Raw genomic sequence first — 25,653 nt, 5'->3', positions numbered from 1 at the left:
TGAGGCCGCCGAGCTGCTGGTTGCGGAGCGCGGTGATCCGAACCCGGCGGCCTACGGCGCGGCCGGCAGGCGGTAGTCGCGGGCGCGCCGCTCGAAGGACTCGTGCAGGTCGCGGGAGGCACGGGAGGCCGAGCCGGAGCGGCTGCGCTGGATGACCATGAGGACGGCGGTGTCGTCGTCGTGGAGGGGCCGGCAGGTGATCGAGCCGGCGCGCTCCAGGGGGTCGCCGATGACGCTGAAGTCGGGCAGGACGGTAGCGCCGAGGCCTTCGGCGACCATCAGTTTGCCCATCTCCGCGCCGTCGGTGGAGTAAGAGAAGGACGGGGTACGGCCGGCGAGCAGCCGGTGCACGTAGCGGTGCATGACGTAGCCGGAGCGCATCACGATCAGCGACTCGGCGAGCAGGTCGGCCACGCCGACCGAGGACAGCGCGGCCAACGGGCTGTCGGGACGTACGCAGACCACGGGGCGTCCGCGCAGCAGCTCGGTGGTCTGGAAGTCCGGTGGGATGTCGTCGCCCTGCAGGTAGTTGACCAGGCCGAGGTCGAGGCTGCCTTCGAGCAGGGCACGGTGGATCTCGGCCTGCTGCCCCGCGACGACCTCGACCTGGGTGACCGGATGGGACGCACGGAATTCCCGGATGGTCGGCACGAGCAGCGGAACCGTGGCCGCGTAGACCGTCCCCAGTCTGACCATGCGGCTGGTCCGGTGCTGGTCGCCTGCCGCCCGGCGCAGCCGGTCGACCGCCTCCAGGACGCTGATGATGTGGGGCAGCAGCTCTCGCCCCTCGTAGCTGATCTTCGCCCCTGACCGCTTGCGGTCCAGGATGTTCACGCCGAGCTCGCGCTCCAGGTTGCGTACGGTCTCGCTCAGCGCGGGCTGGGAGAGGTGCAACTCCTCGGCGGCGCGGCGCAGCGAGCCCAGGCGGGTGACCGCCTCGATGTACTCCAGCTGCTCGATCCGCACTGTGCGCGCCGTCCTCGTTCGCGGCCCGGTGACAGGGAAACCCTGCCAACCCCTCGTCAACGCCTACTCGACCCCCGGCACCGCCCGCGGGTAACCTCGCGGCATGGTGAACGGACTTCGGAGCCTCACGAGGCGGCGGCACGTGGACTACGTGCGCATCCTCACTCACGCCTGTCCGCGCTGAGCGCTGACCCCAGCCCCGAAGCAGCCTCCCAGCTCCCCGCTCCCCGCTCCCCGAGAGCCCTTCGCCATGACCCGTGACCTCACGCGGCGATGTCACATCGATCCCGCACGCGTCTCCAGCGCTTCCTGTCGCCGCGCCGCCTGAACGCTCCCCGACATCTCCGGCCGCTTCCGGCCCTCCTTCGTCATGCCCGCATTTCCCGCACCGGGAGTCCATATGTCCGTTCCCGCACGCTTCGCGTACTGGGTGCCCAACGTCAGCGGTGGCCTGGTCACCAGCAAGATCGAGCAGCGCACCGACTGGGGTTACGACTACAACCGCGAGCTGGCCGTCCTCGCCGAGAACAACGGCTTCGACTACGCGCTCAGCCAGGTCCGCTACATGGCCAGCTACGGCGCCGAGTACCAGCACGAGTCCACCAGCTTCAGCCTCGCCCTCCTCCTCGCCACCCAGCGTCTGAAGGTCATCGCCGCCGTCCATCCCGGTTTGTGGCACCCGGGCGTGCTCGCCAAGCTCGGCGCGACCGCCGACCACCTCTCGAACGGCCGCTTCGCGGTGAACGTCGTCAGCGGCTGGTTCAAGGACGAGTTCACCGCGCTGGGCGAGTCGTGGCTGGAGCACGACGAACGCTACCGGCGCTCCGAGGAGTTCATACGGGCGCTGCGCGCCATCTGGACCGAGGACAGCGCGGAACTGGCCGGCGACTTCTACCGGATCCGCGACTTCTCCCTCAAGCCCAAGCCGGTCGAGGTCCCCGGCCGCCCGCACCCGGAGATCTTCCAGGGCGGCAACTCCACGGCCGCCCGCGCCATGGCGGGCCGGGTCTCCGACTGGTACTTCTCCAACGGCAAGGACTACGACGGCGTCACCGAGCAGATCAACGACGTCCGCGCCTCCGCCGCCACTGCGGGCCGCACGGCGCCGAAGTTCGGCCTCAACGGCTTTCTCATCGCCCGCGACACCGAGGCCGAGGCCCGCGACACCCTCCGCGAGATCATCGCCAAGGCCGACACCGAGGCCGTCCACGGCTTCGGTGCCGCCGTCAAGCAGGCCGGCCGGTCCGCCGACGACGGCAAGGGCATGTGGCAGGACTCCTCCTTCGAGGACCTGGTCCAGTACAACGACGGCTTCCGTACGGGGCTGATCGGCACCCCGGAGCAGCTCGCGGAGCGGATCGTCGCCTACAAGCGGCTCGGCGTCGACCTCTTCCTGCTGGGTTTCCTGCACTACCTGGAGGAGGTCGAGTACTTCGGCAAGAAGGTGCTGCCGCTGGTGCGCGAGCTGGAGGCGGCGGAGCCCGTTGTCAACTGATGAACCATCAATCGTGCGACCCGCACTCATCGTTGAGAGGTTCCTCATGAGCACCGTCACTCCCGTTCTCAGGGACGTTCTTCCAGCCGGTGACGTCCGCGCCGCGGTCACCGAGCCGTCGCGCGGGGAGTTCGAGGTGCGGGTGGCCGCGGTGAAGTCCCGGGCCACCGAAGTCGCGCTGGGGAGCAGCAACCAGGTCTTCGAACCGGCGCCCGCGCCACCGCCTCGTCGGAGGGCCTGGCCCGCTTCTGGCGCAACGTGCGTACGCACACGCCGCACGACCCGGTGGCGTACAAGCGGCGCGAGGCCGGGCGGCACGTGCTGACCGGCGAACTGCCCGAACCCACCTGGTACTCCTGCCCCTCTGCGGGGCCGGGCGCACCGCCGCGCCCCGGCCCCGCCCGTCCCAAGGACCCGAACCCCATGGCCGTCGTCCTGTCCGTCTCCGGGAGCCCTTCCGCCACCTCCCGCACCGCCCGCCTGCTGCGCCACCTGGACGCCCGGCTCACCGCACAGGGGCACCAGGTCCTCCCGCTCGACGTACGCACCCTGTCCCCCGACGCCCTGCTCGGGGCCGACTTCGGGCATCCCGACATCGTCCGTGCCACCGAGCTGTTCGCGCGCGCCGACGGGGTCGTCATCGGCACGCCCGTCTACAAGGCCGCGTACTCCGGCCTGCTGAAGGCCCTGCTCGACCTGCTCCCCCAGTACGGCCTGTCCGGCAAGACCGTGCTGCCGCTGGCCACCGGCGGCTCCACGGCGGACGTCCTGGCCATCGACTACGCCCTGCGGCCCGTGCTCTCCTCGATGGGGGCCGACCACATCGTCCAGGGCTGGTTCGTGCTCGACCGGCAGATCACGGTGGGCGACGACGGCGGCGTCACGGTCGACCTGGATGCCGCCCCGGCACTGCATCAGGTCGTCGGCCAGTTCTCTGCCGCGCTGATCCGCACCTCACCCGTACTGGAGCAAGCATCGTGACCGCCGGCGCACATGTGATCGCCGACGACGCCGAAGCACTCGCCGTGGCCGCCGCCCTCGCCGCCGAGTTCCGCGCCGGAGCCGCCGAACGGGACGCGGGGCGCCGCCTGCCCCGCGCCGAGCTCGACCGGCTCTCCGCCTCCGGGCTGCTCGCGATCACCGTTCCCGTCGAGTACGGCGGCGCCGATGTCTCGGCCCGGACCCTGGCCGAGGTCTTCCGGCTGCTCGCGACCGGCGACGCCAGCCTCTCCCAGATCCCGCAGAGCCACTTCGCGTACGTCAACGTCCTGCGCCGCCAGGGCACCGAGGGTCAGCGGAAGTTCTTCTTCGCCGAGCTCCTGGCCGGCAAGCGTTTCGGCAACGCCCAGTCCGAGGCGGGCACCAAGCACGTCCAGGACATCCGCACCCGCCTGGAGCCGCAGCCCGACGGCTCATACGTCCTGACCGGCGTCAAGCACTACTCCACGGGCGCCCTCTTCGCCGACTGGATCCCGGTGCTCGCCCGCGCGGAGGACGATCTGCTGCACGTCGCATACGTATGCCGCGACGCCCCCGGCCTGTCCGTCGACGACGACTGGGACGGTATGGGCCAGCGCACCACGGCCAGCGGCACCGTACGCCTTGACGCCGTCCCGGTCCCGGCGGACCGCGTCGTCCCGCACCACCTGACCTTCACCGGGCCCCAACTGCACGGCGCCGTGGCCCAGCTGCTCCACGCCGCCATCGACGCAGGCCTGGCGAGCGCGGCACTGGAGGCGGCGGCGGAGTTCGTACGCACCAAGAGCCGTCCCTGGTTCGAGTCCGGCTTCGACACGGCGGCCGACGACCCGCTCCTCGTCCAGCGCTTCGGCGAACTGGCTCTCCAGGTCCGGGCCGCCGACGCGCTGCTGGTGGCCGCCGCCCGGGCCGTCGACGCCGCGCGCGACGACCTGACCGACGTGACCGCCGCCGAGGCGTCCATCGCGGTGGCCGCCGCCAAGGCGTTCGCTGCCACGGCGGCCGTCGAGGTGTCCTCCGCCCTCTTCGAGGTCGCCGGCACGCGGGCCGCCCCCGACGGCCTCAACCTGAACCGCTTCTGGCGCGACGCGCGTACGCACACCCTCCACGACCCCGTCCGCTGGAAGGTCCAGCACATCGGCCGGTACGTCCTGAACGGCACGCTGCCCCCGCGCCACGGCCTGCTCTAGATCGGAGATCTGTCGTGACCCTCACCTTCCACTGGTTCCTGCCCACCAACGGCGACAGCCGCCACGTCGTCGGCGGCGGCCACGGCACCCCGGTCACCGCCGCCGGCGGCGACCGGCCGCCGACCGTCGGCTATCTCTCGCAAATCGCCCGAGCCGCCGAGGACCTGGGCTTCGCCGGGGCGCTGACCCCGACCGGGGCGTGGTGCGAGGACGCCTGGCTGACGACGGCCATGGTCAGCCAGCGCACCGAGCGGCTGAAGTTCCTCGTCGCCTTCCGCCCCGGCTTCGTATCGCCCACGCTGGCCGCGCAGATGGCCTCCACCTTCCAGCGGCAGACCGGCGGCCGGCTGCTCCTCAACGTCGTCACCGGCGGCGAGAGCCATGAGCAGCGGGCGTACGGCGACTTCCTGGACAAGGACGCCCGCTATGCCCGTACGGGAGAGTTCCTGCACGTCGTACGGCACCTGTGGGAGGGCAAAACCGTCGATCTGACCGGCGAACACCTCCGGGTCGAGGCCGCCCGGCTCTCCCGGCTCCCCGACCCGGTGCCCGAGGTGTACTTCGGCGGCTCCTCCCCCGCCGCCGGCGCCGTCGCCGCCCGCCACGCGGACGTCTACCTCACATGGGGCGAGCCACCCGCCGCCGTCGCCGAGAAGATCGCCTGGATCCGCCGGCTCGCCGCCGAACACGGCCGCACCCCACGCTTCGGGATCCGCCTGCACGTCATCACCCGCGACACCTCCGAGCAGGCCTGGGCCGAGGCCGGGCGGCTCCTCGACGGCTTCGACCCGGCGACCGTACGCTCCGTCCAAGCAGGCCTCGCCCGCAGCGAGTCCGAAGGCCAGCAGCGCATGCTCGCCCTCCACGGCGGCGGTGGCCGTGACGGACTGGAGATCTACCCCAACCTCTGGGCCGGCATCGGCCTCGTCCGGGGCGGCGCCGGCACCGCGCTGGTCGGCAGCCACGCCGAGGTCGCCGAGCGCATCGCCGAATATCATCGCCTCGGCATCGACGAGTTCATCTTCTCCGGCTACCCGCACCTGGAGGAGGCCTACTGGTTCGGCGAGGGCGTCCTGCCGCTGCTCAAGGCCCAGGGTCTGTGGACCCATCCCGCCGGCACGCCGGACTCCCCACCCGCCCAGGTGCCGTTCACAGCGGCGGCCCGTTGAGCAACTCGCTCGGGTCGCGGCACGCAGGCGACCAGCGCGCCGACGCCGCCCCCGTCGTCCTTCTCCCGCCGGTCCGAAGAGTTCCCCGCTGACGCCCGCCCCGGTCATTCGACGTTGCCGGGGCCGGCGACGTCGGGGAGCGGGCGGCGGTGGGCTCGCAGAGTCTTGCGGACTGGGCGTCCGAGGTAGGTGCTGAGCGTGTGGGTACAGATCGGAGACCTGTCGGAGATCTGAAGGGTCACGTCGCTCGCTGGTGACCGCATTTGTCGCCGGCGCTGCAGGTCGACCACTTTCTCGACGAAAGCTGCCCTGGTCCAAGGCTCCGCTTCCCCCTCGGCTTGCGCGCGCGTGAGTGCCTGTTCCTGAGGCCGACATGACATGACGGTGGTCGTGACGCTTGAACGAACGGCTCGTTGGATCTTCAAGAGGGCGCAGCTTCACTGAAGCTCGCAGCCGCGGAGCGTCACGGAGTCCACGTAAGTTTCCGAAGCTCGATCGCCGGTTACCGGAAAGTCAGATTCGGTGTGGTAGGGCTTCGTCCTGCCAGCGGTAGAGGTCGCGGAGCAGGGAAATCTCAGCGCCGTGATGGATCAGCTCCCTGTTGATGTGCAGGACCCTGTTCTCCAGGGGAAACCGCTCGGGACCCACCGCGGGCGGATTCTCCAGGTCGGCGTCCGAGAGCTCGCGGACCCCCGCGTTCCATCTCCCGTACATCTCATCGAGCTGTTTGAGCGCCTCGTCAGCGGTCCCCGCGTAGGCAAATGTCTGGGAGTCGACGTCCTGGCCGTCGAAGTACCATCCGACCCGATAGCCCAGGCACGAGACGATGACGTGTGCCAGCCGCCAGGCAATCGTGGTCACCGGCGCTGGCACCGGGCCAGAGGGCGCGAAATCCATCGTCCACTCCCCCGAACCTTCCGACATCGGTGCGGCCGACGTGCCACGTGGGCGGATGCTCCAGCAGCCGCGCACCGGCTCCCAGAAGTACTCCTCATCGGTAAGGCCGTCCAGCCGCGGCCGCAGGTTCGTGCGCCAGTGCCAGTCCAACTGCTCCGCGAGCCGCTCGCTTCTTGTCATGTCCGCACACTACATACAACGGAGACCTGGCTGCGCCCCACGCAGACGCCGTCGCCGGCAGTGGGTCGCGAGACCGTACCGCACCGGAAGATGACGCTGGCTGATGCGCACTTCGGGCCGTGCCGCCGCGAGCGGTTGCTCGGAATCAACAACCCGGCTGGCCAGGTTGGGGTCAATGACCCACATGTAACTGTCCCGACCGATGACATGACGGATGATCAAGATCGCCGACTCCCGCTCGTGATCAGCATGAGCACCCCGAGCGAGCGCCACGCCAGAGCCTCCGACCTGCATGTTCGAAGATGACGAAGACTCAAGGTCGTGAGGGCGATCGGGTACGGCCCGGAACCGAACTGAGGCAGCACACGTCTCCCGCACCATGATCTCGAACGAGCACCACGACCACGCGGGTACCACCGGGCTGGCCTCGCCGTCCGCGGTGACCGTGGATCCGCCAAAGGTCAACGACTACAACAGCTTCGCCGAGGCGTACACGGCCGAGAATGAGACCAACCTCAACAATGCCTCCTACGAGCGGCCCGCGATGCTGGCCCTCGCCGGGGACGTGGCCGAGCGGCGGATCCTCGACGCCGGTCGCGGCTCCGGGCCCCTGTTCGCGGCGCTGCGCGCCCGTGGCGCCATCGTGAGTGGCTTCGACGCGAGTGCCGGGATGCTGGAGCTGGCCCGGCGGCGACTCGGCGACGGTGCGGACCCAAGAGTGGACCATGGGCGGCCAGGCCGCCCTGGTGAGCAGATGGCACAGGCCGCTGCACGCGATGATCGAGGCTTTCATCGGGGCCGGTTTCCGGATTACGGTCATCAGCGAGCCGGATCCTGATCCCGCCGCCCGCGAGCTGTTTCCCGAAGTCATCGCGGCCATGCCGCGCTTCCTGTGCTTCCTGTTCTTCGTCCCGCAGGCCGACTGGCTCCGTACTTCGCGGGTCACCCGTCAGGAGCGCCTCAATTCAAGATCGTTGTCTGATCCGGCCGTGGCGGCCCGACCGTGACGGATCGCAGGGCGCACCGTGCCCGGCGGCGACTCATCGTTACCGGTTGATCATCACGAATGGGTGGCCTGCGGAAGAGGTGCTGCTCCTCGATCGCCGCGTAGGGCACCGGTGACAGTCCATGGCACTGGCTCAACCCCCTGTGATGGTCGCCGCCAGCTCCTCCATCGACTCCCTGACAACTTGCGCCAGCGGCCCCTCCGCGGAGTTCGCGATCCAGCGGGCGAACGCGACCCGGAACGCGGCCATGCCCGCCTCCGCGACCAGGCGCGCGAGCCACGCGTCGAGTCCGCGCCCTCGCAGCGCCGCGGCGATGTCTCGGGCGAGCGCGGCGAGCTTGACCAACTCGCGTTCCTGCAGTTCGAGATGCGCATCGATGACGGCCTGACGCATCTTCACGTCCTCGGGCCGCTCCTGGATCATCTCTGCCGCCGTCTCGAGCCCCAGGGAGACCACCGCGAAGGGGGTCAGTGACGCCGGGGCCTCGGCGACCGCGCGCACGACCACCTCCTGAAGCGGGGCCATGCCGGCGAACAGCACGTCGCGTTTGTCGGCGTAGTGGCGGAAGAAGGTCCGCTTCGTCAGGCCGGCCCGTTCGGCGATCTCCGCGACCGTGGTCCGGTCGAAGCCGCGCTCCACGTACAGCTCCATCGCCGCCCGTCCCAGGCGGCCGCGCGCGTTCGGCTCCCATCGACCCATGCCCCCATCCTAGTGATGACACCTGGTGTCGTCGCTTGCTAGGGTGATGACACCAAGTGTCATTGATGCGTTCCGCCCCCGCACCCGCGCGGCGGCACCGGGACGGTCAGCTCTTTGGAGGTTTCTCTCATGCGCGTATTCGTCACCGGCGCTTCCGGCCACCTGGGCTCCGCGGTCATCCCGGAGCTGCTCGCCGCCAGCCACCACGTCACCGGCCTGGCCCGCTCCGACGCCTCCGCCGCGGCGGTCGCCGCGCTCGGGGCCGAGGTCCGCCGCGGCGACCTGGACGACCTCGACGGCCTGCGCGAGGCCGCCGCTTCCGCGGACGGCGTCATCCACCTCGCGTTCAAGCACGAGGCGATGCGCTCCGGTGCCTTCCTCGACGCCGTGGACGCCGACCGGCGCGCCGTCGAGGCGATGGGCGACGCGCTGGCCGGCTCCGGCACCGGCAAGCCGCTCGTCATCGCCTCGGGCACGCTGATGCTCGCGCTCGGCGGCATCAGCGGACGGGCCGGCACCGAGGCCGACTTCGTACCGTCCGGGCCGCGGATCGACACCGAGAACGCGGTGATCGCGATGGCCGAGCGCGGCGTGCGCTCCTCGGCCGTGCGGCTGCCTCCGCTGGTGCACAGCGGCCTAGACCATCACGGCTTCACCCCCGCGCTGATCGGCTTCGCCCGCGCCAAGGGCTACTCCGGCTACCCCGGCGACGGTGCCAACCGCTGGCCGGCCGGCCACACCCTCGACGCCGCCCGCCTGTTCCGCCTCGCGCTGGAGAAGGCCCCCGCAGGTTCCCGCCTGCACGCCGTCGGCGACGAGGGCATCCCGCTGCGCGAGATCGCCGAGGCCATCGCCCGCAACCTCGACGTCCCCGCGAAGTCCGTCCCCGCCGAGGAAGTGCCCGACTACTTCCAGTTCCTCGCCACCTTCATAGGCCTCGACAACCTCACCTCCAGCGCCCGCACCCGTGAGCTCCTCGGCTGGGAGCCGGCCCACCCCGGCCTCATCGCCGACATCGACGCAGGCCACTACTTCGCCCCCAAGGCCCTCCGCGGGTAATCCATTGAGGTCTCTGGCCAGCGGGGATGTGTTGGTTCCAGGCCGAGTAGGTCGAGGAGGTGGAGCTGGATGCCTCGGCTGATGACGATGGTGGGCGGGTCGGTGGCGTTGCCGACCCGCAGTCGCAGGTCGGACAGGTGGTAGAGGATCATCCGGCCGGTGGGCCGTACGGCCTGGTTGCCCGGATACAGGCCCCGCATCCTCTGCTCACCTCCCAGGGCCAGGCGGACCTGGCGTTCGATCAGGCAGAACACCAGCAGTGCCAGGCAGATCACGGTGATCAGAGCGGCGACTCTCTTGTTGTCCTGGACGAAGAGCGGGGTGACGGCCAGGGGGCCCTTGAAGTCGGAGTAGCGGCGCTCGACCGTTCCCTGGCCCTTGTGGCGCCGTAGTATCTCGGCGGGCATCGGCCTGCTCGGGGGTGAGGGTGGTCAGCAGCGCATACCAGCCGTCGAGGCCGGGCTGATTTCAGTCCGGCTGTGCGGTCTGGACCATTGGCAGGAGCGCGTCAATAGGTGAGGATGTTGGTATCTGACCGCTTGTCAGGTCAGGAGACGGCGCTCACCAACCCTCGGGGAACTCATGCGGAAGCTGCTGACACGGGTCCTGGTGGCAGGTGCGGTCGTGACCGCCCTGCTCGCGTCCACGCCGGGCACCGGCTTCTCGGCGCCGACCGTGCCCGCAGGAACGGCACGGCCGGCCGGGGCGGTGATGACGGGGCGGCAGCTCGCCGCGAACTGGACCGGGCCGCTCAGTACCCGGGGCCGGTACATCGTCGACGCCCACGGCGACCGGTTCAAGCTGCGGGCGGGCAACTGGGAAGGGGCGCAGGGGACCTGGAACGGCAGCGGGAGCGTCACGGATCCCGCCAACAACCAGGCCGGAGAGCCCTCGTACAACATGCCGCTCGGGCTGGACCGGGCCCCGATCGCGACCATTCTGGCGGGTTTTCACTCCCTGGGGCTGAACAGCATCCGGCTGCCGTTCGCGGACGCGATGGTCAACGACACCGGCACGGTCCCCGATGCCGCCGTGGCCGCCAACCCGCAGCTGCGCGGCGACACTCCGCTGCAGGTTTACGACGCCGTTGTCGCGGCCCTGACCGCAGACGGCTTCGCGGTCATCCTCAACGACCACACCACGACGTACCGCTGGTGCTGCGGTCTCGACGGCAACGAACGCTGGAACAGCGGCCAGACCACCGCCCAGTGGGAAGCGGACTGGCTGTTCATGGTCAACCGCTACCGGGCGAACAAACGGGTGGTCGGCGCGGACCTGCGCAATGAGGTACGCCGGGACGTCACCGACGACCCCAACTGGGGCCTGGGCGACAGCCATGACTGGTACCAGGCGTCGGAGGAGGCCGCGAACCAGGTCCTCGCGGCCGACCCGGACATGCTGGTGATCGTCGAAGGCATCAACTGGCAGGGCATCCCGCTCGCCGGGCTCTCCCACGGCCGCCCCACGCTGACGCCGGTCGGCACCCTCTCCCATACGCTCATCAGCTCGGGGAAGCTCGTCTACGCCGCGCACTTCTACGCCTACACCGGCCCGGCCAACACCGGGGCCAGCGGCGCGGGCGCCACCGACGACCCCCGGTACGAGGACTTCACCGCGGCGCAGCTGGCCGCCGTCGTGGACCAGGAAGCCCTGTTCGTCACCCGGACCGGACAACACTTCACAGCGCCGGTATGGGTGAGCGAGTTCGGCGCCGGGGGGCGCGGCGATGCGGACGCCAAGGAGCGGGCATGGCTGCACAACTTCACCGACATCCTGATCGCGGGCGACACCGACTTCGCCGTCTGGCCGCTGGTCGGCTGGCAGACGGGCGGCGTCCCGCAGGACAGCTGGGCGCTGCTCGACTACGACGGCAGCGGCCGGCAGCTCAGCATCGAGGACCCGGGCGACTGGCGTGCCGACGACTTCAACCGGCTGGTCGCCGCGGCCTCGTACACCGGGCAGGTGCCGCTCAGCGCGCACTGGAACATGCTCGACCTCGACCACGCCGACAACAACGCCTCCCGGCACATGCTGGCCCAGGCCGACTGGAGCCCCGGCAGCCGCAAGGGCAACTGTCCCGACGGTGAGCGGCTGATCGGGTTGGGCCGCGGTGACAGCCGCGGTCTGTGCACCGACGCGGCGGAGCCGTCAGCCGGTACCGGCCCGTGGGTGACGGTCACCGACGAGCAATATGTCACCCACGGCGACTGGGCCGCCGGCTACAGCAAGCTGGAATGTCCCGATGACCACTTCGCGGTGGGCTACAGCGTCCAGAACAACGCCATGGCCGCACTGCTGTGCGCGCCGGCCACCACGACGCTGCCCGTCACGGGACGCGATGTCTGGTTCGACCAGGGCGACAACCGGCCCCCGGCCTCCACCGGCGCCGACTCGGCAGCCAGCGACTGGGCGCCCGGCTACTACAAGGGCCAGTGCGGATCCGGCGAATACGTCGCCGGAGTCGCCATGACCTGGCAGCGGTTGCAGGGCGGGCGCCCGTCCGTTCTGCTGTGCCGTCCGCTCGGCTAGGGCGTGGCGCAGCGGCACGGTCCGCGTCATGCGAGGACCAGGCCCGGGTTCTTACGGACGCCGGAGCCTCACGGCCAGGAAGGACGGCTGCGCCTGCGAATATCGGCGACCTGGCCCTGGAGACACGAACTGGCCACGGCCTTCCACCGCCTCGCCGCACTGCCCCGACCCGCCAGCTGACCAGCAAACCCCCGTCCGCCCACGACCCGAAAGAACCCGGAGAACCCGACCACCGCGCCGGGACTCCGACCTGCCCAAGCACCGAAATCACGTCAGCCACCCAACAGTTGGCGATCAGCGACGCCGCCTCAGCCCAACCGAAACGGCGAGGCTAGCGCACTCGCCATATGGCTGCCCAGCGATCGCACCCTGTACCGGGAGTTCACGGCGTCCGAGGGTGCCCCGCCCGCAGGGTGATACCCAGGGCGGAGGACTGCCTGCGGAAGGTCACCTTCACCGTCGAGGGCACCCGGAAGACCACCAAGAACATGCGGGCAACCCTGCTCGGCCCGGAGCCCTTCCCGAGGCTGGTCGTGCCGTTCGGCGACCCGGGGCCCGTGCTGGGCGGGTTTCAGCGAGGGGACCGGGTCACCGGTACCGTGTGGCGCGGCGTCGTCGTGGGGCTCGCCGAGGGGGACGTCCGGCAGAATTCCGCCGACGCGCCTCGCGACGAACCCCAGATGGCAGCCGCTTTCGGCACGTTCGCGGGGCTGCTGGCGGCGTTGGCGCCGATGTCCGGCGCGACGCATCTGGCGAGGCCGCGCGACCCCGGACTCTTCACCTGGCACCCGTACGGCAAGTGGCTGCTCATTGTCACGGGGGTCACCTGCGCCGTCGTGGGTCTGTCCACCGGCTGGACGGGCCTGCCGTGGTCGCTCGTGCCCACGGTCTGCGGGGTGGTCGTCGCAGGAACGGCGTGGTTCCTTTACCGAGACCTGCGGCTCGGACGGGTCGGGCCGGCAGAACGGGAATGACGTTGCGGACAAAGGACGTTGAGCCATGGGCGCGGCGCCCGGCTGACAAGCCGGACGCCGCGACCGCTCACGTCAGGCCGGCGAGGTGACCGCTCCCCCGAAGTGCCGGGCGAAGAACCGGACCGCGCTGTCGGCCTCGAACCGAGGCAGCTCCTTGTGCCTGCCCGAGTTCACGTGCAACGACTTCTCCTTGGAGGCGAAGGCGTCGAACAGCGCGAGACCCTCCTCGCGCGAGATGTGCTCGTCGTCCCACTGCATGTCGAACTCGATCGGGATGGTGATCTGCTTCGCCTTCTCGGCCAGGAGAGCGGGCCAGTGCTGACCGAAGACCGCGGCGGTGATCCTGGATTCGATCGCCACGAACGGTACGCCGATCGCGGTCCCCATGTTGATGCCCCAGAAGCCGACCGGCCCGTCGGTGCCGATCTCCGGGAGTTCCTGGAGGGCATCCAGGGTCGCCTGGTACTCGGGTACGGCGAGCTCCGCCAGGTGGTCGTTGTAGCGCACGACGATCGGGCCTTCCGGCTCGCCCGCCGCCCTCGCCCGGAACAGCTCGGCGATTTCCGCCTCGTCGTGCGCCGTGCGCGGCCGGTCGCCGTGACCGGGCGCGTCGATGACGGCGACGTGGAAGCCGCAGCCGGTCACGAGGCGCTGGGCACGGCCGGACATCGCCGGGTGCTTCTTGTGGTTGCCGCCGCCGTGGGCCATCAGGATCAGGGGCGCACGATCGGCCGCGTTGGAGGGCGGCGACCAGAGGACGCCGGGGACTCCGCCCACGGTGAAGTCGCGTTCGAGCATGCCGGCCGACGACGACTCGGCGGTGAACTGCGCAGAGTGCATGGATGTTGCCTTTCGGGAGTGCCTTGTTGGCGAGGCGCTCCCGGCGACACCTACGTCAATCGCCGGCCGTGACGACAAGGGGGAGCACCCACATGGATACAGCGTTCATGGGTCTCACCTCCTCGGGCGGTGTCACGATCGAGTGGAAGCTATCAGAACGATCATCATCGCTCCAACCCTTTTCCCCGCCACGTGATCACAACTCCGGACACGCCCTCACAACAGCCGCGAGGGACGTGCGTCCTGAGGGACTGTTCGAGCAGTGAGCGACGCTCGCGGTGGTGGTCGCGCGGGCGCCGAGGCGATGCCCACTCACACCCCGGGCCGAGAGGCCTTCTGTGAGATCGCGCGCCTTTCGACGCCTCCCCGGCCACCACCGCAGAAAGGCCAACGACACGACGAGGCCCCGGCCTTCCCGCTCTCACCGGATGTGCCGGACACGGCGGCCGCACAACCCGGCCTCGTTCACTGAACCGGAGGCCGCACCCACGGAGCGAAGCGCCGGCCGGGTGCCACATCCTCGCGCCAATACCTCAGGACCGTCTCCTGAACGATGTCGAGCCGTTCCGCAGCGATGAGGCAGGACGCGGGCTCCTGGCCGTCCGCGTCCGCTTCGAACGCGACCAGAACGGATGGCCTTCCACCGAGCTGACGGGTGACTGTCAGCAACTCGGCAGGCGTGGGCACGCGAAAGACCGGATCACGCAACGTCGCAGGACAGCTGACGAAGGCAGGATCGCCGAAGACCAGCTCCAAACCGTGGTGATAGGTGAGGTCGTATCCAGCGGCCAGCCGCAACTGGCAGCCATCCCAGGCGATGACGTCCCAGTCCCACCAGGATCCTTCAGGGAGCTGGATCGCAGCGTGCGGACGTTCGACCCGGCCCTTACGGCGGGGGCGGGGGCGTCACGCGTAGTTGCGCAGTTCGGGCCACATCTCGCCCCAGGGGCGGCGGGGGCCTGTACAGATGTAGACGTGGCCGCCCGATTCGATGTTGTGCACACCGTCGGGGCTGGAGAGCGTGGCGGCCACGCGGACGTGCCGGAAGTACCGGCGCAGATGGGCGGCGTACTCGGGGGCGTGGTCGGGGCCGGGGGCGACTGCCACCACGGTCGTGGCGTGCGGGTTGCCGGGGCCCCACCACCAGTCAGTGTTGTGGGCGCTCACGGCGGTGGGCAGCCCGGTACCGCGGCCGAGTTCGTTGATGGCGCCGGCCTCGCCGTAGTCCGCCGCGAAGATCACCGCGTTCGCGCGCTGCCCGGGCGGAAGCCCGGTCCACACCTGCCGTACCGTGCCGACCAGTTGGGGCCAGCCCAGGGATTCCCCCGAATTCGCGCTGAGGTCGTACGTCCAGGCCACGTCGGAGGGCGGCAGCACCGGCAGCACGATCACGGCGAGCACCGCCGCCGAGGCGGCCGTTGCGATCATCAGGCCGCGCGGCCGGTCCGGGCGGGAGTGCAGCCACCCGTCGAGTCCCACCGCCCCGGCCGCCAGCAGACACACGTACAGTCCGCCCAGGTAGTACACCTGCGCTCCGGTCGTCACGGCGAACAGCACGAACAGCACGGCGTACGCGGTCACCAGGCAGCGCCACAGCGGCCGGCCGGACCGCCACAGGAACGGCAGGCCCGCCACCCACAGCACCGTCATCGCCAGACAGGACATGCCGAGCTGCCCGACGACCCAGGTGAGGATGTTCCCCGGGCCTCCGTGCTCCCCGTTCAGCGCTCGCGTCATGGCGAACATCGCCCACCCGTGCCGCGCCTGCCACCACAGATCGGGCAGCACGAACAGCACGGCGATCACCGCGCCCGCGAGCAGCCGGCGGTCGGCCGCGGTCCGGCGGGCCGGGCCGAGCAGCACGGCGGCCAGCAGGACGATCCCAAAAGCAGCCGCGAGGTGGTTGAACTCCGCGCCGATGCCGACCAGCGCTCCTGCGGCGAGCCACCACCGCGTGTCGCCGGTGCGGCCGATCCGTACGACCACGAGCGCGATTGCCGCCCACGCCAGCACTTCGTACGACGTGGTGTTGGCGACATGCGCGCCGCCCAGCAGCACGGGCATGGTGCCGGTCGCGACCGCCGCGAGCAACTGGGCCCGCCGCGCGCCGCCGAACTCCCGCGCGGTCATCCCGCCCACGACCACCGTGCCCGCCGCGGCCAGCGCGGGCCACAGCCGCAGGCCCGCCTCCGAGACCCCGAAGAGCGACAGCGAGACCCGGGCCAGCAGCGGTGCCAGCGCCGGCTGGTCCACATAGCTCGCCTGGAGGTGCCGGGCGCAGTCGAGGAAGTACAGCTCGTCGATGTGGAAGCCGTAGCGCGGGGACAGCGCCATCAGCACGGCTAAGACCACCCCCGCGACGGCGAACACCCGCCGGTCCAGCGCTGCGATCCGCCCGCCGGCCTCCCCGGCCTCGTCCGCACGCCGCCCCACGTCCGCCACGTCCGCCGCGTCTGTCGCGTCTGTCGCGTCCGCCGCGTCCGCCGCGTCTGTCGCGTCCGCCATCCCCGCCACCCCCGCTCCTCGGCCCCTCGGTCGCGTCGTCCGCGCGGCCCGGGGCGGCCCGGCGCGCACGGCTCCCGGGCCGCTCGTACCTTACGCACCCGGTCCGCGCGCGGCTCCGGTCGATGTTGCGCGACTGCGAACAGCGGAGCCGCAGCCAGGACCGGCGGAATCCGAAGTCAGCGCGGCCCTCGTCGACCGCCTCACCTCCGACGGCACCGTCATCGAGACCGGAACCGGGTTGTACCGCCTCGCCCGGGCCAAAGCCAGGCAGCAGCGCGGCTGAGCGCTGTTGGCGCGAGATCAACAGCCTCCCTGGCAGGCTGAGAGCATGGTGTTCTCCGACGATCAAGAACTGAGCACAGCGATCAAGAACGCCGGCTCTCCGGCCTGGTCGGTTCGCGCCGCAGCCGGGCGGCAGCTCGCGACGTCAGACCGGATCGACGAGGTGCCGGACGTCCTCCACAGCCTCCTCCTGGACGCCCGGGACACCGCGGTGACCTCGGAGACAGCCGAGGCGCTGCTGGCGCGCAAGGACACCCTTGGTCTGCGCTATGTGCTGCTGGCCAGGAGCTGTGCCGCCGAGATCTGGACCGCAGATGAGATCCAAGCCGCTCTGGACTGCGACCCCGACTGGATGACGGCCGAGGGCACGGACAGGCTGATCAGACAACTGCGGGAGCTGGCCACGGACGACGATGCCGGTGTCTCCGACGAAGCTCGAAGAATCCTCACGCGCTCAGACCGACCGGCACTAGGCCCCCGGGAGGCGGCGGGGGCATCAAAACAGCCACGGGTCCACGTGATCATGGAGTTCTCTACGCTCGGTAATCACAGAGGACGGCCTGGCCGCGCTGCCATTTTGCCTGTTTGAGGACTGTTCCTATGGGGCGTGTGGGGCAAGTTGACGGCGGGGCTGGAGGGACTGCCGTTAGTGCGTCCGGCGGTCTCCTCGCTGTCCAGGGCCCGACGGCGAACAGGAGCGGCACCGGCGCCCAGTTCCTGGTCCGCTCCTCTGCCCGCCGGATACCCACCCCCTTCCGGCACCTGGGCGACGGCTCCTACCTGGCCCGAATCGGCTACGGCGTCCTGCCCGTCCCGCTGACCGTCCGCGTCATCGAGGCGTCCGTCAGCCGGCCTGGGGTGCGGCCGGGTCGGCCGGGAGGTCTGCTCCGGGGACAGCAGACTGATCGTCAACTCTTCAGGGAGCCGAGGAATTCGAGCAGCGCCGCATTCACCTCGTTGGGGCGTTCCTCGGCGATCCAGTGGCCGCAGCCGGGCAGGATGTGCGCCGGTCCGACGGTCGGGTGGAGCCTGGGCAGGGCGGGGATGAATCGGTCCATCCCCGGGAATCCGTAGACCAGGTCCCGATCGCCGGTGAGATAGCGGCCGGGCATCCCATACTGCGCGCCGTCCCATGGGGCGGTCAGCTGCCAGTTGCGGTCGAAGTTGCGGTACCAGTTGAGGGCACTGGTGAACCCGGCTTCGGTGAACTCCGTCGCGAGTGTGTCGATGTCGGCCTCGGTGAGCCAGGCGGGAAGTTCCTCGGGGTCCTCGAAGAGGTCCAGGAATCCCTTGCCCGGTGGGACCAGCGGCTCGATCGGCGGGTCGCTGTGCGGGTTGTCTCCGCAGAGGCCATACATCACGCGGCGGAAGGTGGCGTGCGGGTCCTTCGCGAGCTCGGCGTCGGCGACGCCGGGGGTCTGGAAGTAGTTCCAGTAGAACTGGCCGTCGAACCGCTCGCGCATCGCCTGCAGCGGAGGGACCGGACCGCGCTGCGGCGGCGGGACGCTGAGGCCCACGACCCCCCGGACGACGTCGGGCCGCATCAGCGCGGTGGACCAGGCGACCATGCCGCCCAGGTCGTGGCCGATGACCACGGCCTGCCGTGCGCCGAGTGTATGGATCAGGCCGATGACGTCACCGACGAGGTGCAGGGTGGTGTATTCCTCAACCGCGGCGGGCCGGTCGCTGCGGGCGTAACCGCGCTGGTCAGGGGCGACGACGTGGTATCCGGCCCCGGCCAGGGGCGTGAACTGGTGGCGCCAGTTGTACCAGCATTCGGGAAAGCCGTGGAGCAGGAGGACCAGGGGCCCTTCGCCGTCCTCCGCGGTGTGCAGCTGATGCCCTCCAACGGTAACGGTGCGGTGCTCGACCATGGTCACGCGCCCCCTTCCAGGGTGCGGTTCGGTACGTAACTCAGGCTACGCGCCATCACACCGACCGCCGAGTGATCGCCCGCCGTGGTCGCGGGGCGGTGCTTGACCAGCGGTCTATCGATGCCTCCGGAGCAGTGGCACCCCCTGGGCGTTCGACGGGGCCTGGTCATGCCGGCGTCTGGGGCACCGAGTCGCATAGCGGAACCAAAGGCGTAATAATGATGAAAACCTCATGTATGAGGATTCTGTCCTACGAAGGAGTTCGTCCATGCCTGCAGTTCTGATCCACGGTGTCCCCGACACCCACCGTGTGTGGGACGGCGTGCGCCGGCACCTGACCCGGAGTGACGTCGGCGCTTGGGACCTGCCCGGCTTCGGCGCGCCGCGGCCGCAGAGCTTCGGCTCCACCAAAGAGGAGTACGTCGATTGGCTCATCGAACGACTGGAGCAGGTCGGCGAGCCGGTGGACCTGGTCGGCCATGACTGGGGCTGCATTCTCACCGCGCGCGTCGCTTCGGTACGGCCGGACCTGGTTCGCACGTGGGCTGGTAGCAATGCTCCAGTCAGTGCTCAGTACGTCTGGCATCCGCTGGCCAAACTCTGGCAGGACCCGGTCGAGGGGGACCGGTTCATGAACGAGCTTGACCCAACATCCTTCGCCAAGGACCTGACGGACAACCTCGATGTCCCGGCTGAACTGGCCGAGGAAACAGTCCGCCGCATGGACGGGCCGATGAGGGACAGCATCCTCAAGCTGTACCGCTCCGCCGTGACGGTGGGTGCGGAGTGGGAACCGGAGCTGGCGAACGTGTCCGCGCCGTCCCTGGTCCTCTGGGGGACGCTCGACCCGCTCGCCCCGATCGGGTTCGGCGAAAAACTTGGCGAAGCTGTCCGAGCGTCCCGGGTCCTCAAGCTCGACTCCAGCCACTGGACGGTGCTCCAGAAGCCGGCCGAGGTCGCTTCAGCCCTTACGGCGCACTGGAGTGCCTGAGGAACTGGTGCCCAACACCGTTGCGTCATTCACCAGGGCTTGACCTGCGACCCCCGCCTCGACCTGTTCCGCTGGCTGCACCGCTACAACACCCGACGCCGCCACTCCAGCCTCGGACAACGCAGTCCCATCGCCTACGAGACAGCACTCGAAACAACATCAACTACCCTGGCCCAAGCCGCATAGCCCGTGTCCAAGATTCCGGGTCAAGCCCCCACCTTGGACCTGGCAAGGTCAGCCTCTGCCGTTCGTTCCGATGGACGATGCCTGGACTCCCGCGGAACAGGGCAACGGCCCGGTTGCCGTCCGCGGATCGTACGAGCTCAGCGAGCTGACCTTCGCTCATCTGCTTCCCGCGGCAGAGATCGCTGTGGAGAAGGCTCGGGCTGATCTTCTGCTTGTTGCGGGTGGCGATGACGCGATGTGGCCGTCCCTTCGCTTCGCCGGACAACTGGCAGCGCGCCGTCGCTCCGCGGGGGCCTCGGTACACGTAATCAGTCGGGAAGACGCTGGCCACCGCCCACGTTTCCCCGGCGAAAGTCCCGCTCAGGCGTCCCAGCGTTTTCTGTACGGGGGCACGCCTCACGCCGATGCGCTCTTGGGTGCGGCGGCTTGGCCGCACATTCTCCACGCGCTCGGCGGTCAGGAACTTCCCTGAGGTTCCTGATCCGGTCATGCAATGACAGCGCGTGGCGTGTCGGCGTTTGCCCAGCTCAGGAATCGATCGGAGGAGCTTCGGTGGCGAGGCCGGGGCTGCGGCTGTCGGATCTGCCCCGTCGTCGCCGGTCGCGCAGACGTAGGCGTGGTGGTGGTGCGAGAATCAGGCGGGCCGGAGACCCGCATGACGTCTGGGCGGGACTGCTGACCGACAAGGCCAAGATGATCAGTCGTCTTGGGCCTCGCGGGAGACCGGCTGTCCGCTTCTGCGGGAACTCCGGCGGATGATTCGCCTGGTCATGAAGGTGATCGCGGCCCAGGCGATCAACGACTCCGAGTGTTGGATGACGCGGGTTCGTCCAGCTGTCGGTGCGGGGGCCTTTGCGGGTGAGGCGGCGGGTCCGCCGCAAGCCGACACTGTCCACCGTGCACACGATACCTTCGCCCGCACGCACTACGACCCCACCCGGCCTCCCGGCCAACCCATTCGACCCTGAGCACGTACTTGTACTGCGCGGAGCAACCAAAGCAGTGGCCCGTCATAAAAAGACGGCGACGGACCCGGGCGCCTGGCTCTCCTTCGACGATGAAGCCGGCCAGGGCCGGAGGCCGCCCGAAGGCCGCACCTGGGGCCGACCAGGCCACACACCCATCGTGCGCGTCACCGCCGCAGGCACCAACCGCATCTCCATAGTTGCAATGATCTGCACCAGGTCCGGCCACCGGTCCCGGCTGATCTACCGCATCCACCTCGACCGCGGTCCCGCCAAAGGCCGGCGCAAGGGCTTCACCGAGACCGATTGCGCCCGCCTGCTCGACGCCGCACATCAACAGCTCGGCGGCCCGATCGTGCTGGTCCGGGACAACTTGAACACGCACGTCAGCCGCACCATGTGGAGGCTGGTCGACACCCGATTATGGCTGACCGGCTACCAGTTGCCGCCGTTCGCACCGGAGTTCAGCCCGGTAGAGGTCGTGCGGTCGCACCTGAAGAGGTCCCTGGCCAAGCTCACCGAACACAGCCTGGACCAGCGCACCGCGCTGGTGAAGACCCGGCTCGAACGAATGCAGTACAGGCCCAGCCTCACCGACGGCCTCATCGCCAAGACCGGCCTCGACTTCCGACCGCCGTAACCTCAGCCATTGAAGATCTCTAGAAGAGGCCGGCCTGTATGTGCTGCATGAGGTTCTCGTGGATCTCGCGCAGCCACGGGCTGCGGACGGCCGGCAACCGGACCAGGGCGTGCTGGAACGCTCGCGGGTCGGCCCGGAACAGGTGACGGGGACGCGGCGGGGGCGGGTCGTCGCGGAGGACACCGTTGGGCATGCCGCCCGACGCGGGGACGGGCAGGTACGGCTCGGGGAAGGCCAGCCACATCCACACCCCGAACGGCAGCGGCACCGTGTACGCCGAGGCGGCCGGGCCGGCCGGGGTCCAGGCCTCCCCCGTCTGAGGATGGGCCGGCACGAGGAAGATGTCCGCGTCCGCGTCATAGCCGGGCCGTCCCGGCCCGGCTATGACGGCGCGCCGCACCGGTGGACCGGCGGGCAGCATGGCGTCGAGGGCGCGTTGGAACACTTCCTCAATCAGGCCGTGCGGGACCGTCACCGGCCGGCCCTTCGAGGCCGCCAGCAGGTGGGCGAGAGCCCGGCCGGCCGCAGCCTCCCACTGCGGGCTCCACGACCACCAACGGCTCGGCCCCGGCCGCGACCCCCACGTGGCTATCGGCTCGAACGGGGACGTGCCCTTCCCCTCCGCCAGCAGCTCCGCCCAGGAGAGCGGTGCGGCGTCGGCGCCGTCGACGGGGAGGCGGCGCACGGCGTCCGGGGCGAGCCACACCGCCTGCCAGAGCGAGCAGTCGTCGATCCGGCTCGCCACGGGCAGGCCGCACGCCTCGCAGGCCATGTTGGGGCCGTCGGCCCCGTCGAGGCCGCAGCAGGAACCGCCGCCTTTCTCCGGGATCAGCACAGTGCCGCGGGCGTCGCCGGGTGCCATGACGATCGCGCCGGGCGCCCCGTCGGACAGCGCGTGGACCGGCGCGTAGACACCGCGGACGGCCGCCTCGTCCGGATGGATCTCCTCCCACGTCCGCCACGGTGGTCCCCAAGGCTCCGGGTCCACGGCGAACGTGCCCAGTTCCATGAGCACCGGGAGTTGAATGCCGTTCCCGTACTGCTGATGGGCGTGGACTGGCAGGGTGACCTGGGACAGCGGGGTGGTCAGCTCGGCGCCGCAACCCGCACACACGAAAACGAACAAATGTCCTCCGCCTGGGAAACAGAGGCAGTGTCGCAGTTCGGCAGCGGCCGGCCAATCAGTTTTTTCGGGCAGGGGCCTGAAGGACGGTCATCCATCACTCGGTGTGCATTTCCACAGCAGTTGAGCCGGAGAACAGTGCCGTGCAGGGCGCGGCGGTCTCCGGAGGGCGCCGTAGCGGCGGGCCGCCAGGCCGTTGTCGAAGGCCGCGCCGATCACCTTGCACAGCGGCTTGAGGACGTCGGCGGCGCCGGTGCCGCGGAGCCGCCCTCGCCGCGGTGCCCGAACCGCCGCGTGACCACATGCAGGAGGCGCTGTGGTGCCTGACCGCCCGCGCCGCCGTACGCCTCGGCGAGCGCGGAATCGCCGCACGCGCCGAGGCTGCCCTGCGCGATGCCCGTGCCGAACACGCCGGCGCCGTCAGCGGAATGCTGACCCTGGGTCCGGTGGCGCGCTACCTGGCTGAGGCGGAGGCATGCATGCAGGGTCCGCCAGGCGCGGCCGCCCGGGATGCGCCGCACGGTGGCCGGGGGCGTGGCCCGAATCAGGTGAGCGAGGCGCCCTGCCGGGGGCCGACGCCGTAGAGAACCGCCACCGGCAGCGGGGCCAGGATCCGCGGATCGCCTCCGGCCGGTCGGCGATGAGGAGGATGCCGTCGGGCCCGGTCCGGGCCGAGGCCGGCGCCGCGAGCGACCACAGAGTTCCGGCGGGTTCCCGGAATCTCGCTGCCCGCGCCGCGGGCCATGAAGCCGCGGATGTCCTTGGCGCCGAGGATGTCGGCGAGCTGCGTAAACGGCGGCCGCGCCGACCTTGGGAACTGCGGGATGTCGCCGACGCCCACCTGCCTGAACGTCCCCGGCCGGACGGTCGGACGATCCGGGCAGCCGTTCGACAGCGTGACGGGGATGCCGGCCCACCCGGATGTGCCGGTGAGCGCCAGGTCCGTGCGCCCGTCGGCGGTGAAGTCACCGCTGACCACCACCAGGGCCGGTAGTTCCGCGCGGACGCCCTGGCCAGGAAGGTAACCAGGTGGGCCGGCAGAAGCTGTCCGCAGGGCCGGGCCAAGGCCGTCATCGGCCTGGCCGCCCTCGCACCGGGCAGCCAGTCGTCTGCGGGGATGCCACCTGGCGCGGCGCTGCCGGGTGGCGCCCGGTCGCCGAGCCTGTTTCGCTGGGAGTGACACCTCTCGGCGCATAGATCGAGGCTGGATCATGAATGAGACAGGCGAATTGCGACGCCGCCTCCAACAGATGCGTGAAGAAGCCGCCGCATCACAAGCGAGAGCCGAGCGGACCGGCGATCCTGAAGAGCGCGGGCGGCTCGAGCGGAAGGCCCGGCAGCTGGAGTTCGACAGCGAACAGGAGAGCATGATGGCGGCCGGGGACATCTACCCCACGGAATAACGGGGTAGCGGCGAGCGGTCGTGTTCGACGCTCGCGGGCGCTCGCGGGCACGCGCGGGCACTCGCGGCCGGTCGCGGGGCGGCGCAGTCTCCTTCGGTGTTCGTCAGGGAGACCTCAGGATGCTGTTGCGTCCTGATAGAGGTCGATGTGCTCGAAGGAGGGCAGAGTCGCGGGGCGGCCCTCCTGGAAGTCGGTGCTGACGAAGTCGTCTCCCGTGGCGAGATTGAGCCCCCAGTTCGCCAGTACGCGAGTGCGAGCGGTGAGAGTGGGCAGCACGAGTGCGTGGTAGCCGCGGGCGACCAGTTGCGCCGGGCGCCCGGTCAGTTCGATTCCCAGAGGCCTGGACACAGCGTTGCCGCATCCCAGGTCGACGACGAGTCCCAGGTCTCGGTGATAGTAGGGCTTCAGCGGTGTACCCCTCAGCCGGGCAACGATGTTGTGCGCCACGGCTTTGCCCTGACGCTGTGAGTGCTGGGCGGTGGGCGGGGTGACGGCAGCGCCACCCACGGCCAGATCGGGGACAGCCGCGGCGTCACCGACGGCGAAGGCGTCAGGCACACCGAGGACGGTCATGTCAGCATCGGTCCGCAGCCGACCGCGAAGCAGTTCCGCATCAAGGGTGCCGACGAGGGGGCTGGCCGCCACTCCGGCAGTCCAGACGACCGTTTCCGTAGGGAGGACGCGGCCGTCGGTGAGGTGGGCCGACGTGGCGGTCAGCCGGCTGACAGAGGTCTTCAGCGAGATCTCGATGCCGCGTCCGCGAAGCGTATCCATGGCCCTGGCACCCAGGCGGTCGCCGATCTCCGGCAGGAGCCCGGGGGCGAGGTCGATCAGGTGCCAGCACAGGAGTGAGGGGTCCAGACGGGGAAAGCGCTTCGCGGCGGCATGGCTGAGGATCTGGAGGGAGGCCGCTGTCTCCACGCCGGCGTATCCGCCGCCGACGACGATGAAGCACAGCCGCCGGGCCCGTTCCGCCTCGTCCGTGGCGGCAGCGGCACGGTCGAGCTGGTGAATGACGTGATCACGCAGATAGGCGGCCTGAGCGAGAGTCTTCATACCGAACGCGTGCTCACTCAGGCCCGGGATGTCGAGCAACCGGGTGGTACTCCCGGCTGCCAGGACCAGGTAGTCGTAGCCGACGTCCATTTCGCTACCGTCAGGACCCCTCACGCAGACCGTCTTCCGGCCGGGTGCGATACCGACGGCGAAGCCGGGCACGTACTCGGTACGGCGCAGCCGGCGTCGCACAGAGACAGCGACGGACTGCGGCGTCAGCAGGCCGGCCGCGACATGCGGGAGGAGAGGGAGATAGAGCTGGTAATCGTGTGGAGAGACCAGAGTCAGACGCGCTTCGGACGGTCCGAGCGCGCGCTCAAGTCGGCGAAGGCACTCGATTCCGGCAAAGCCGCCTCCGACGACCAGGACGTGCGCAGGACGTCCCATCCCTGATCTCCTGTACCAGTCGGGAATATACCTCCATGGTCCCCACGGTTGCCTCATGGCGCATGTCGTGCGGACCCGCGGGGAGATCGCGGCCCCGGACGGCCGGCGCCGCTCGGGCTCTCTCTCCCGGGCACGCCCTGCCAGTGTTCACGTCTCCGTCCTGGGGGCGCGCAATTGCCGCGCCGATGCGCGAGAGGTGGCTTGCGGCAGGCCGCGGGCCAGCTGATGATGGCAAAGGGAGGCGGTGTCGGGCACGCG

General features: G+C 70.1%; 22 protein-coding genes and 5 pseudogenes. 16 read left to right on the top strand and 11 right to left on the bottom strand.

Translation table 11 applies throughout. The features are described from left to right. Nucleotides 1-51: 51 nt before the first annotated feature. Nucleotides 52-966: a LysR family transcriptional regulator gene (locus tag RWE79_RS38100; protein ID WP_475945177.1), complete on the bottom strand. Its 915-nt coding sequence runs from the start codon at nucleotides 964-966 to the stop codon at nucleotides 52-54. 400 nt (nucleotides 967-1,366) lie between these two features. On the opposite strand from RWE79_RS38100, the gene sfnG reads away from it, so the two are divergent. From sfnG to RWE79_RS38075, 5 genes and pseudogenes are all read left to right on the top strand, one after another. After that, nucleotides 1,367-2,461 carry a dimethylsulfone monooxygenase SfnG gene (gene sfnG / locus RWE79_RS38095; protein ID WP_475945175.1) on the top strand — a complete coding sequence of 365 codons (1,095 nt, stop codon included), beginning with the start codon at nucleotides 1,367-1,369 and terminating at the stop codon, nucleotides 2,459-2,461. Between the two features lie 103 nt (nucleotides 2,462-2,564). After that, nucleotides 2,565-2,818: pseudogene (locus RWE79_RS38090) on the top strand (acyl-CoA dehydrogenase family protein); the annotation flags it as partial. 66 nt (nucleotides 2,819-2,884) lie between these two features. After that, complete coding sequence (gene ssuE, locus RWE79_RS38085) at nucleotides 2,885-3,442, top strand: NADPH-dependent FMN reductase (RefSeq protein WP_475946376.1); 558 nt, start codon at nucleotides 2,885-2,887, stop codon at nucleotides 3,440-3,442. After that, entirely contained in the window at nucleotides 3,439-4,629 is a 1,191-nt protein-coding gene (locus RWE79_RS38080) for an SfnB family sulfur acquisition oxidoreductase (RefSeq protein WP_475945173.1), read from the top strand. Before ssuE ends, RWE79_RS38080 begins: the two co-directional genes overlap by 4 nt. A gap of 14 nt (nucleotides 4,630-4,643) precedes the next feature. Next, nucleotides 4,644-5,798, top strand: coding sequence for an LLM class flavin-dependent oxidoreductase (locus RWE79_RS38075; protein WP_475945171.1), 1,155 nt, complete (start codon nucleotides 4,644-4,646; stop codon nucleotides 5,796-5,798). A gap of 513 nt (nucleotides 5,799-6,311) precedes the next feature. On the opposite strand, the gene RWE79_RS38070 is transcribed toward RWE79_RS38075, so the two are convergent. Further along, complete coding sequence (locus tag RWE79_RS38070) at nucleotides 6,312-6,875, bottom strand: DinB family protein (protein WP_475945169.1); 564 nt, start codon at nucleotides 6,873-6,875, stop codon at nucleotides 6,312-6,314. A 379-nt stretch (nucleotides 6,876-7,254) separates the two neighbouring features. Between RWE79_RS38070 and RWE79_RS38065 the strand changes: the two are divergent. Next, a pseudogene (locus RWE79_RS38065) lies at nucleotides 7,255-7,882 on the top strand (hypothetical protein). Nucleotides 7,883-8,014: 132 nt separating this feature from the next. Here the strand turns inward: RWE79_RS38065 and RWE79_RS38060 are convergent. Next, nucleotides 8,015-8,581: a TetR family transcriptional regulator gene (locus tag RWE79_RS38060; protein WP_475945167.1), complete on the bottom strand. Its 567-nt coding sequence runs from the start codon at nucleotides 8,579-8,581 to the stop codon at nucleotides 8,015-8,017. 129 nt (nucleotides 8,582-8,710) lie between these two features. Between RWE79_RS38060 and RWE79_RS38055 the strand changes: the two genes are divergently transcribed. Continuing rightward, on the top strand, nucleotides 8,711-9,640 hold the full coding sequence (locus RWE79_RS38055) for an SDR family oxidoreductase (RefSeq protein ID WP_475945165.1): 930 nt from the start codon (nucleotides 8,711-8,713) through the stop codon (nucleotides 9,638-9,640). On the opposite strand, the gene RWE79_RS38050 is transcribed toward RWE79_RS38055, so the two are convergent. Then, the gene (locus RWE79_RS38050; RefSeq protein ID WP_475945163.1) at nucleotides 9,610-10,047 is read right to left on the bottom strand and encodes a hypothetical protein; all 438 of its coding nucleotides are present in this window, start codon (nucleotides 10,045-10,047) and stop codon (nucleotides 9,610-9,612) included. The two genes, RWE79_RS38055 and RWE79_RS38050, sit on opposite strands and share 31 nt — an antisense overlap. Nucleotides 10,048-10,222: 175 nt before the next feature. Here RWE79_RS38050 and RWE79_RS38045 point away from each other — a divergent pair, with 175 nt between their 5' ends. Then, complete coding sequence (locus RWE79_RS38045; protein ID WP_475945161.1) at nucleotides 10,223-12,169, top strand: glycoside hydrolase family 5 protein; 1,947 nt, start codon at nucleotides 10,223-10,225, stop codon at nucleotides 12,167-12,169. A 413-nt stretch (nucleotides 12,170-12,582) separates the two neighbouring features. Then, on the top strand, nucleotides 12,583-13,143 hold the full coding sequence (locus RWE79_RS38040) for a hypothetical protein (RefSeq protein WP_475945159.1): 561 nt from the start codon (nucleotides 12,583-12,585) through the stop codon (nucleotides 13,141-13,143). A gap of 72 nt (nucleotides 13,144-13,215) precedes the next feature. Here the strand turns inward: RWE79_RS38040 and RWE79_RS38035 are convergent, their stop codons facing one another. From RWE79_RS38035 to RWE79_RS38025, 3 genes are all read right to left on the bottom strand, one after another. Next, entirely contained in the window at nucleotides 13,216-13,983 is a 768-nt protein-coding gene (locus RWE79_RS38035; RefSeq protein WP_475945157.1) for an alpha/beta hydrolase, read from the bottom strand. A gap of 465 nt (nucleotides 13,984-14,448) precedes the next feature. After that, nucleotides 14,449-14,739, bottom strand: a complete 291-nt coding sequence (locus RWE79_RS38030; RefSeq protein ID WP_475945155.1) for a hypothetical protein — start codon at nucleotides 14,737-14,739, stop codon at nucleotides 14,449-14,451. A gap of 150 nt (nucleotides 14,740-14,889) precedes the next feature. Next, nucleotides 14,890-16,488: an ArnT family glycosyltransferase gene (locus RWE79_RS38025; protein ID WP_475945153.1), complete on the bottom strand. Its 1,599-nt coding sequence runs from the start codon at nucleotides 16,486-16,488 to the stop codon at nucleotides 14,890-14,892. Between the two features lie 328 nt (nucleotides 16,489-16,816). On the opposite strand from RWE79_RS38025, the gene RWE79_RS38020 reads away from it, so the two are divergent. After that, a complete protein-coding gene (locus tag RWE79_RS38020; RefSeq protein ID WP_475945151.1) occupies nucleotides 16,817-17,359 on the top strand; it encodes a hypothetical protein in 543 nt (180 codons plus the stop codon). Between the two features lie 319 nt (nucleotides 17,360-17,678). Here RWE79_RS38020 and RWE79_RS38015 read toward each other — a convergent pair whose 3' ends face one another. Beyond that, a complete protein-coding gene (locus RWE79_RS38015; RefSeq protein WP_475946374.1) occupies nucleotides 17,679-18,644 on the bottom strand; it encodes an alpha/beta fold hydrolase in 966 nt (321 codons plus the stop codon). A 268-nt stretch (nucleotides 18,645-18,912) separates the two neighbouring features. Here RWE79_RS38015 and RWE79_RS38010 point away from each other — a divergent pair, with 268 nt between their 5' ends. The 4 genes and pseudogenes from RWE79_RS38010 to RWE79_RS37995 all read left to right on the top strand — a co-directional run. Then, the gene (locus RWE79_RS38010; RefSeq protein ID WP_475945149.1) at nucleotides 18,913-19,635 is read left to right on the top strand and encodes an alpha/beta fold hydrolase; all 723 of its coding nucleotides are present in this window, start codon (nucleotides 18,913-18,915) and stop codon (nucleotides 19,633-19,635) included. Nucleotides 19,636-19,683: 48 nt separating this feature from the next. Next, nucleotides 19,684-19,821: pseudogene (locus tag RWE79_RS38005) on the top strand (integrase core domain-containing protein); the annotation flags it as partial. Between the two features lie 70 nt (nucleotides 19,822-19,891). Next, on the top strand, nucleotides 19,892-20,293 hold the full coding sequence (locus RWE79_RS38000) for an acyl-CoA thioester hydrolase/BAAT C-terminal domain-containing protein (RefSeq protein WP_475945147.1): 402 nt from the start codon (nucleotides 19,892-19,894) through the stop codon (nucleotides 20,291-20,293). A gap of 525 nt (nucleotides 20,294-20,818) precedes the next feature. Then, a pseudogene (locus RWE79_RS37995) lies at nucleotides 20,819-21,426 on the top strand (transposase); the annotation flags it as partial. Between the two features lie 19 nt (nucleotides 21,427-21,445). Here the strand turns inward: RWE79_RS37995 and RWE79_RS37990 are convergent. Continuing rightward, nucleotides 21,446-22,552, bottom strand: a complete 1,107-nt coding sequence (locus RWE79_RS37990) for a hypothetical protein (RefSeq protein ID WP_475945145.1) — start codon at nucleotides 22,550-22,552, stop codon at nucleotides 21,446-21,448. A gap of 260 nt (nucleotides 22,553-22,812) precedes the next feature. Here RWE79_RS37990 and RWE79_RS37985 point away from each other — a divergent pair. Further along, a pseudogene (locus RWE79_RS37985) lies at nucleotides 22,813-23,028 on the top strand (SARP family transcriptional regulator); the annotation flags it as partial. Between the two features lie 65 nt (nucleotides 23,029-23,093). On the opposite strand, the gene RWE79_RS37980 reads toward RWE79_RS37985, so the two are convergent. Then, a complete protein-coding gene (locus RWE79_RS37980) occupies nucleotides 23,094-23,531 on the bottom strand; it encodes a hypothetical protein (RefSeq protein WP_475945143.1) in 438 nt (145 codons plus the stop codon). A 229-nt stretch (nucleotides 23,532-23,760) separates the two neighbouring features. On the opposite strand from RWE79_RS37980, the gene RWE79_RS37975 reads away from it, so the two are divergent. Then, nucleotides 23,761-23,952: a DUF6381 family protein gene (locus RWE79_RS37975; RefSeq protein ID WP_475945141.1), complete on the top strand. Its 192-nt coding sequence runs from the start codon at nucleotides 23,761-23,763 to the stop codon at nucleotides 23,950-23,952. A gap of 114 nt (nucleotides 23,953-24,066) precedes the next feature. On the opposite strand, the gene RWE79_RS37970 is transcribed toward RWE79_RS37975, so the two are convergent. After that, a complete protein-coding gene (locus RWE79_RS37970) occupies nucleotides 24,067-25,395 on the bottom strand; it encodes an NAD(P)/FAD-dependent oxidoreductase (protein ID WP_475946372.1) in 1,329 nt (442 codons plus the stop codon). Nucleotides 25,396-25,653 lie beyond the last annotated feature (258 nt).

Source organism: Streptomyces sp. RLA131 (assembly GCF_056270125.1).
Note: the sequence above shows the minus strand (reverse complement) of the source record. Positions and strands in the feature narration are given on the sequence as shown.

Coding starts and splice junctions, on each gene's coding strand:
- RWE79_RS38055 (WP_475945165.1), top strand. CDS start 8,711: ATGCGCGTATTCGTCACCGGCGCTTCCGGCCACCTGGGCTCCGCGGTC.
- RWE79_RS38000 (WP_475945147.1), top strand. CDS start 19,892: ATGGACGATGCCTGGACTCCCGCGGAACAGGGCAACGGCCCGGTTGCC.
- RWE79_RS38060 (WP_475945167.1), bottom strand. CDS start 8,581: ATGGGTCGATGGGAGCCGAACGCGCGCGGCCGCCTGGGACGGGCGGCG.
- RWE79_RS38050 (WP_475945163.1), bottom strand. CDS start 10,047: ATGCCCGCCGAGATACTACGGCGCCACAAGGGCCAGGGAACGGTCGAG.
- RWE79_RS38025 (WP_475945153.1), bottom strand. CDS start 16,488: ATGGCGGACGCGACAGACGCGGCGGACGCGGCGGACGCGACAGACGCG.
- RWE79_RS38015 (WP_475946374.1), bottom strand. CDS start 18,644: ATGGTCGAGCACCGCACCGTTACCGTTGGAGGGCATCAGCTGCACACC.
- RWE79_RS38035 (WP_475945157.1), bottom strand. CDS start 13,983: ATGCACTCTGCGCAGTTCACCGCCGAGTCGTCGTCGGCCGGCATGCTC.
- RWE79_RS38020 (WP_475945151.1), top strand. CDS start 16,817: ATGGTGTTCTCCGACGATCAAGAACTGAGCACAGCGATCAAGAACGCC.
- RWE79_RS38045 (WP_475945161.1), top strand. CDS start 10,223: ATGCGGAAGCTGCTGACACGGGTCCTGGTGGCAGGTGCGGTCGTGACC.
- sfnG (WP_475945175.1), top strand. CDS start 1,367: ATGTCCGTTCCCGCACGCTTCGCGTACTGGGTGCCCAACGTCAGCGGT.
- ssuE (WP_475946376.1), top strand. CDS start 2,885: ATGGCCGTCGTCCTGTCCGTCTCCGGGAGCCCTTCCGCCACCTCCCGC.
- RWE79_RS38070 (WP_475945169.1), bottom strand. CDS start 6,875: ATGACAAGAAGCGAGCGGCTCGCGGAGCAGTTGGACTGGCACTGGCGC.
- RWE79_RS38010 (WP_475945149.1), top strand. CDS start 18,913: ATGCCTGCAGTTCTGATCCACGGTGTCCCCGACACCCACCGTGTGTGG.
- RWE79_RS37975 (WP_475945141.1), top strand. CDS start 23,761: ATGAATGAGACAGGCGAATTGCGACGCCGCCTCCAACAGATGCGTGAA.
- RWE79_RS37970 (WP_475946372.1), bottom strand. CDS start 25,395: ATGGGACGTCCTGCGCACGTCCTGGTCGTCGGAGGCGGCTTTGCCGGA.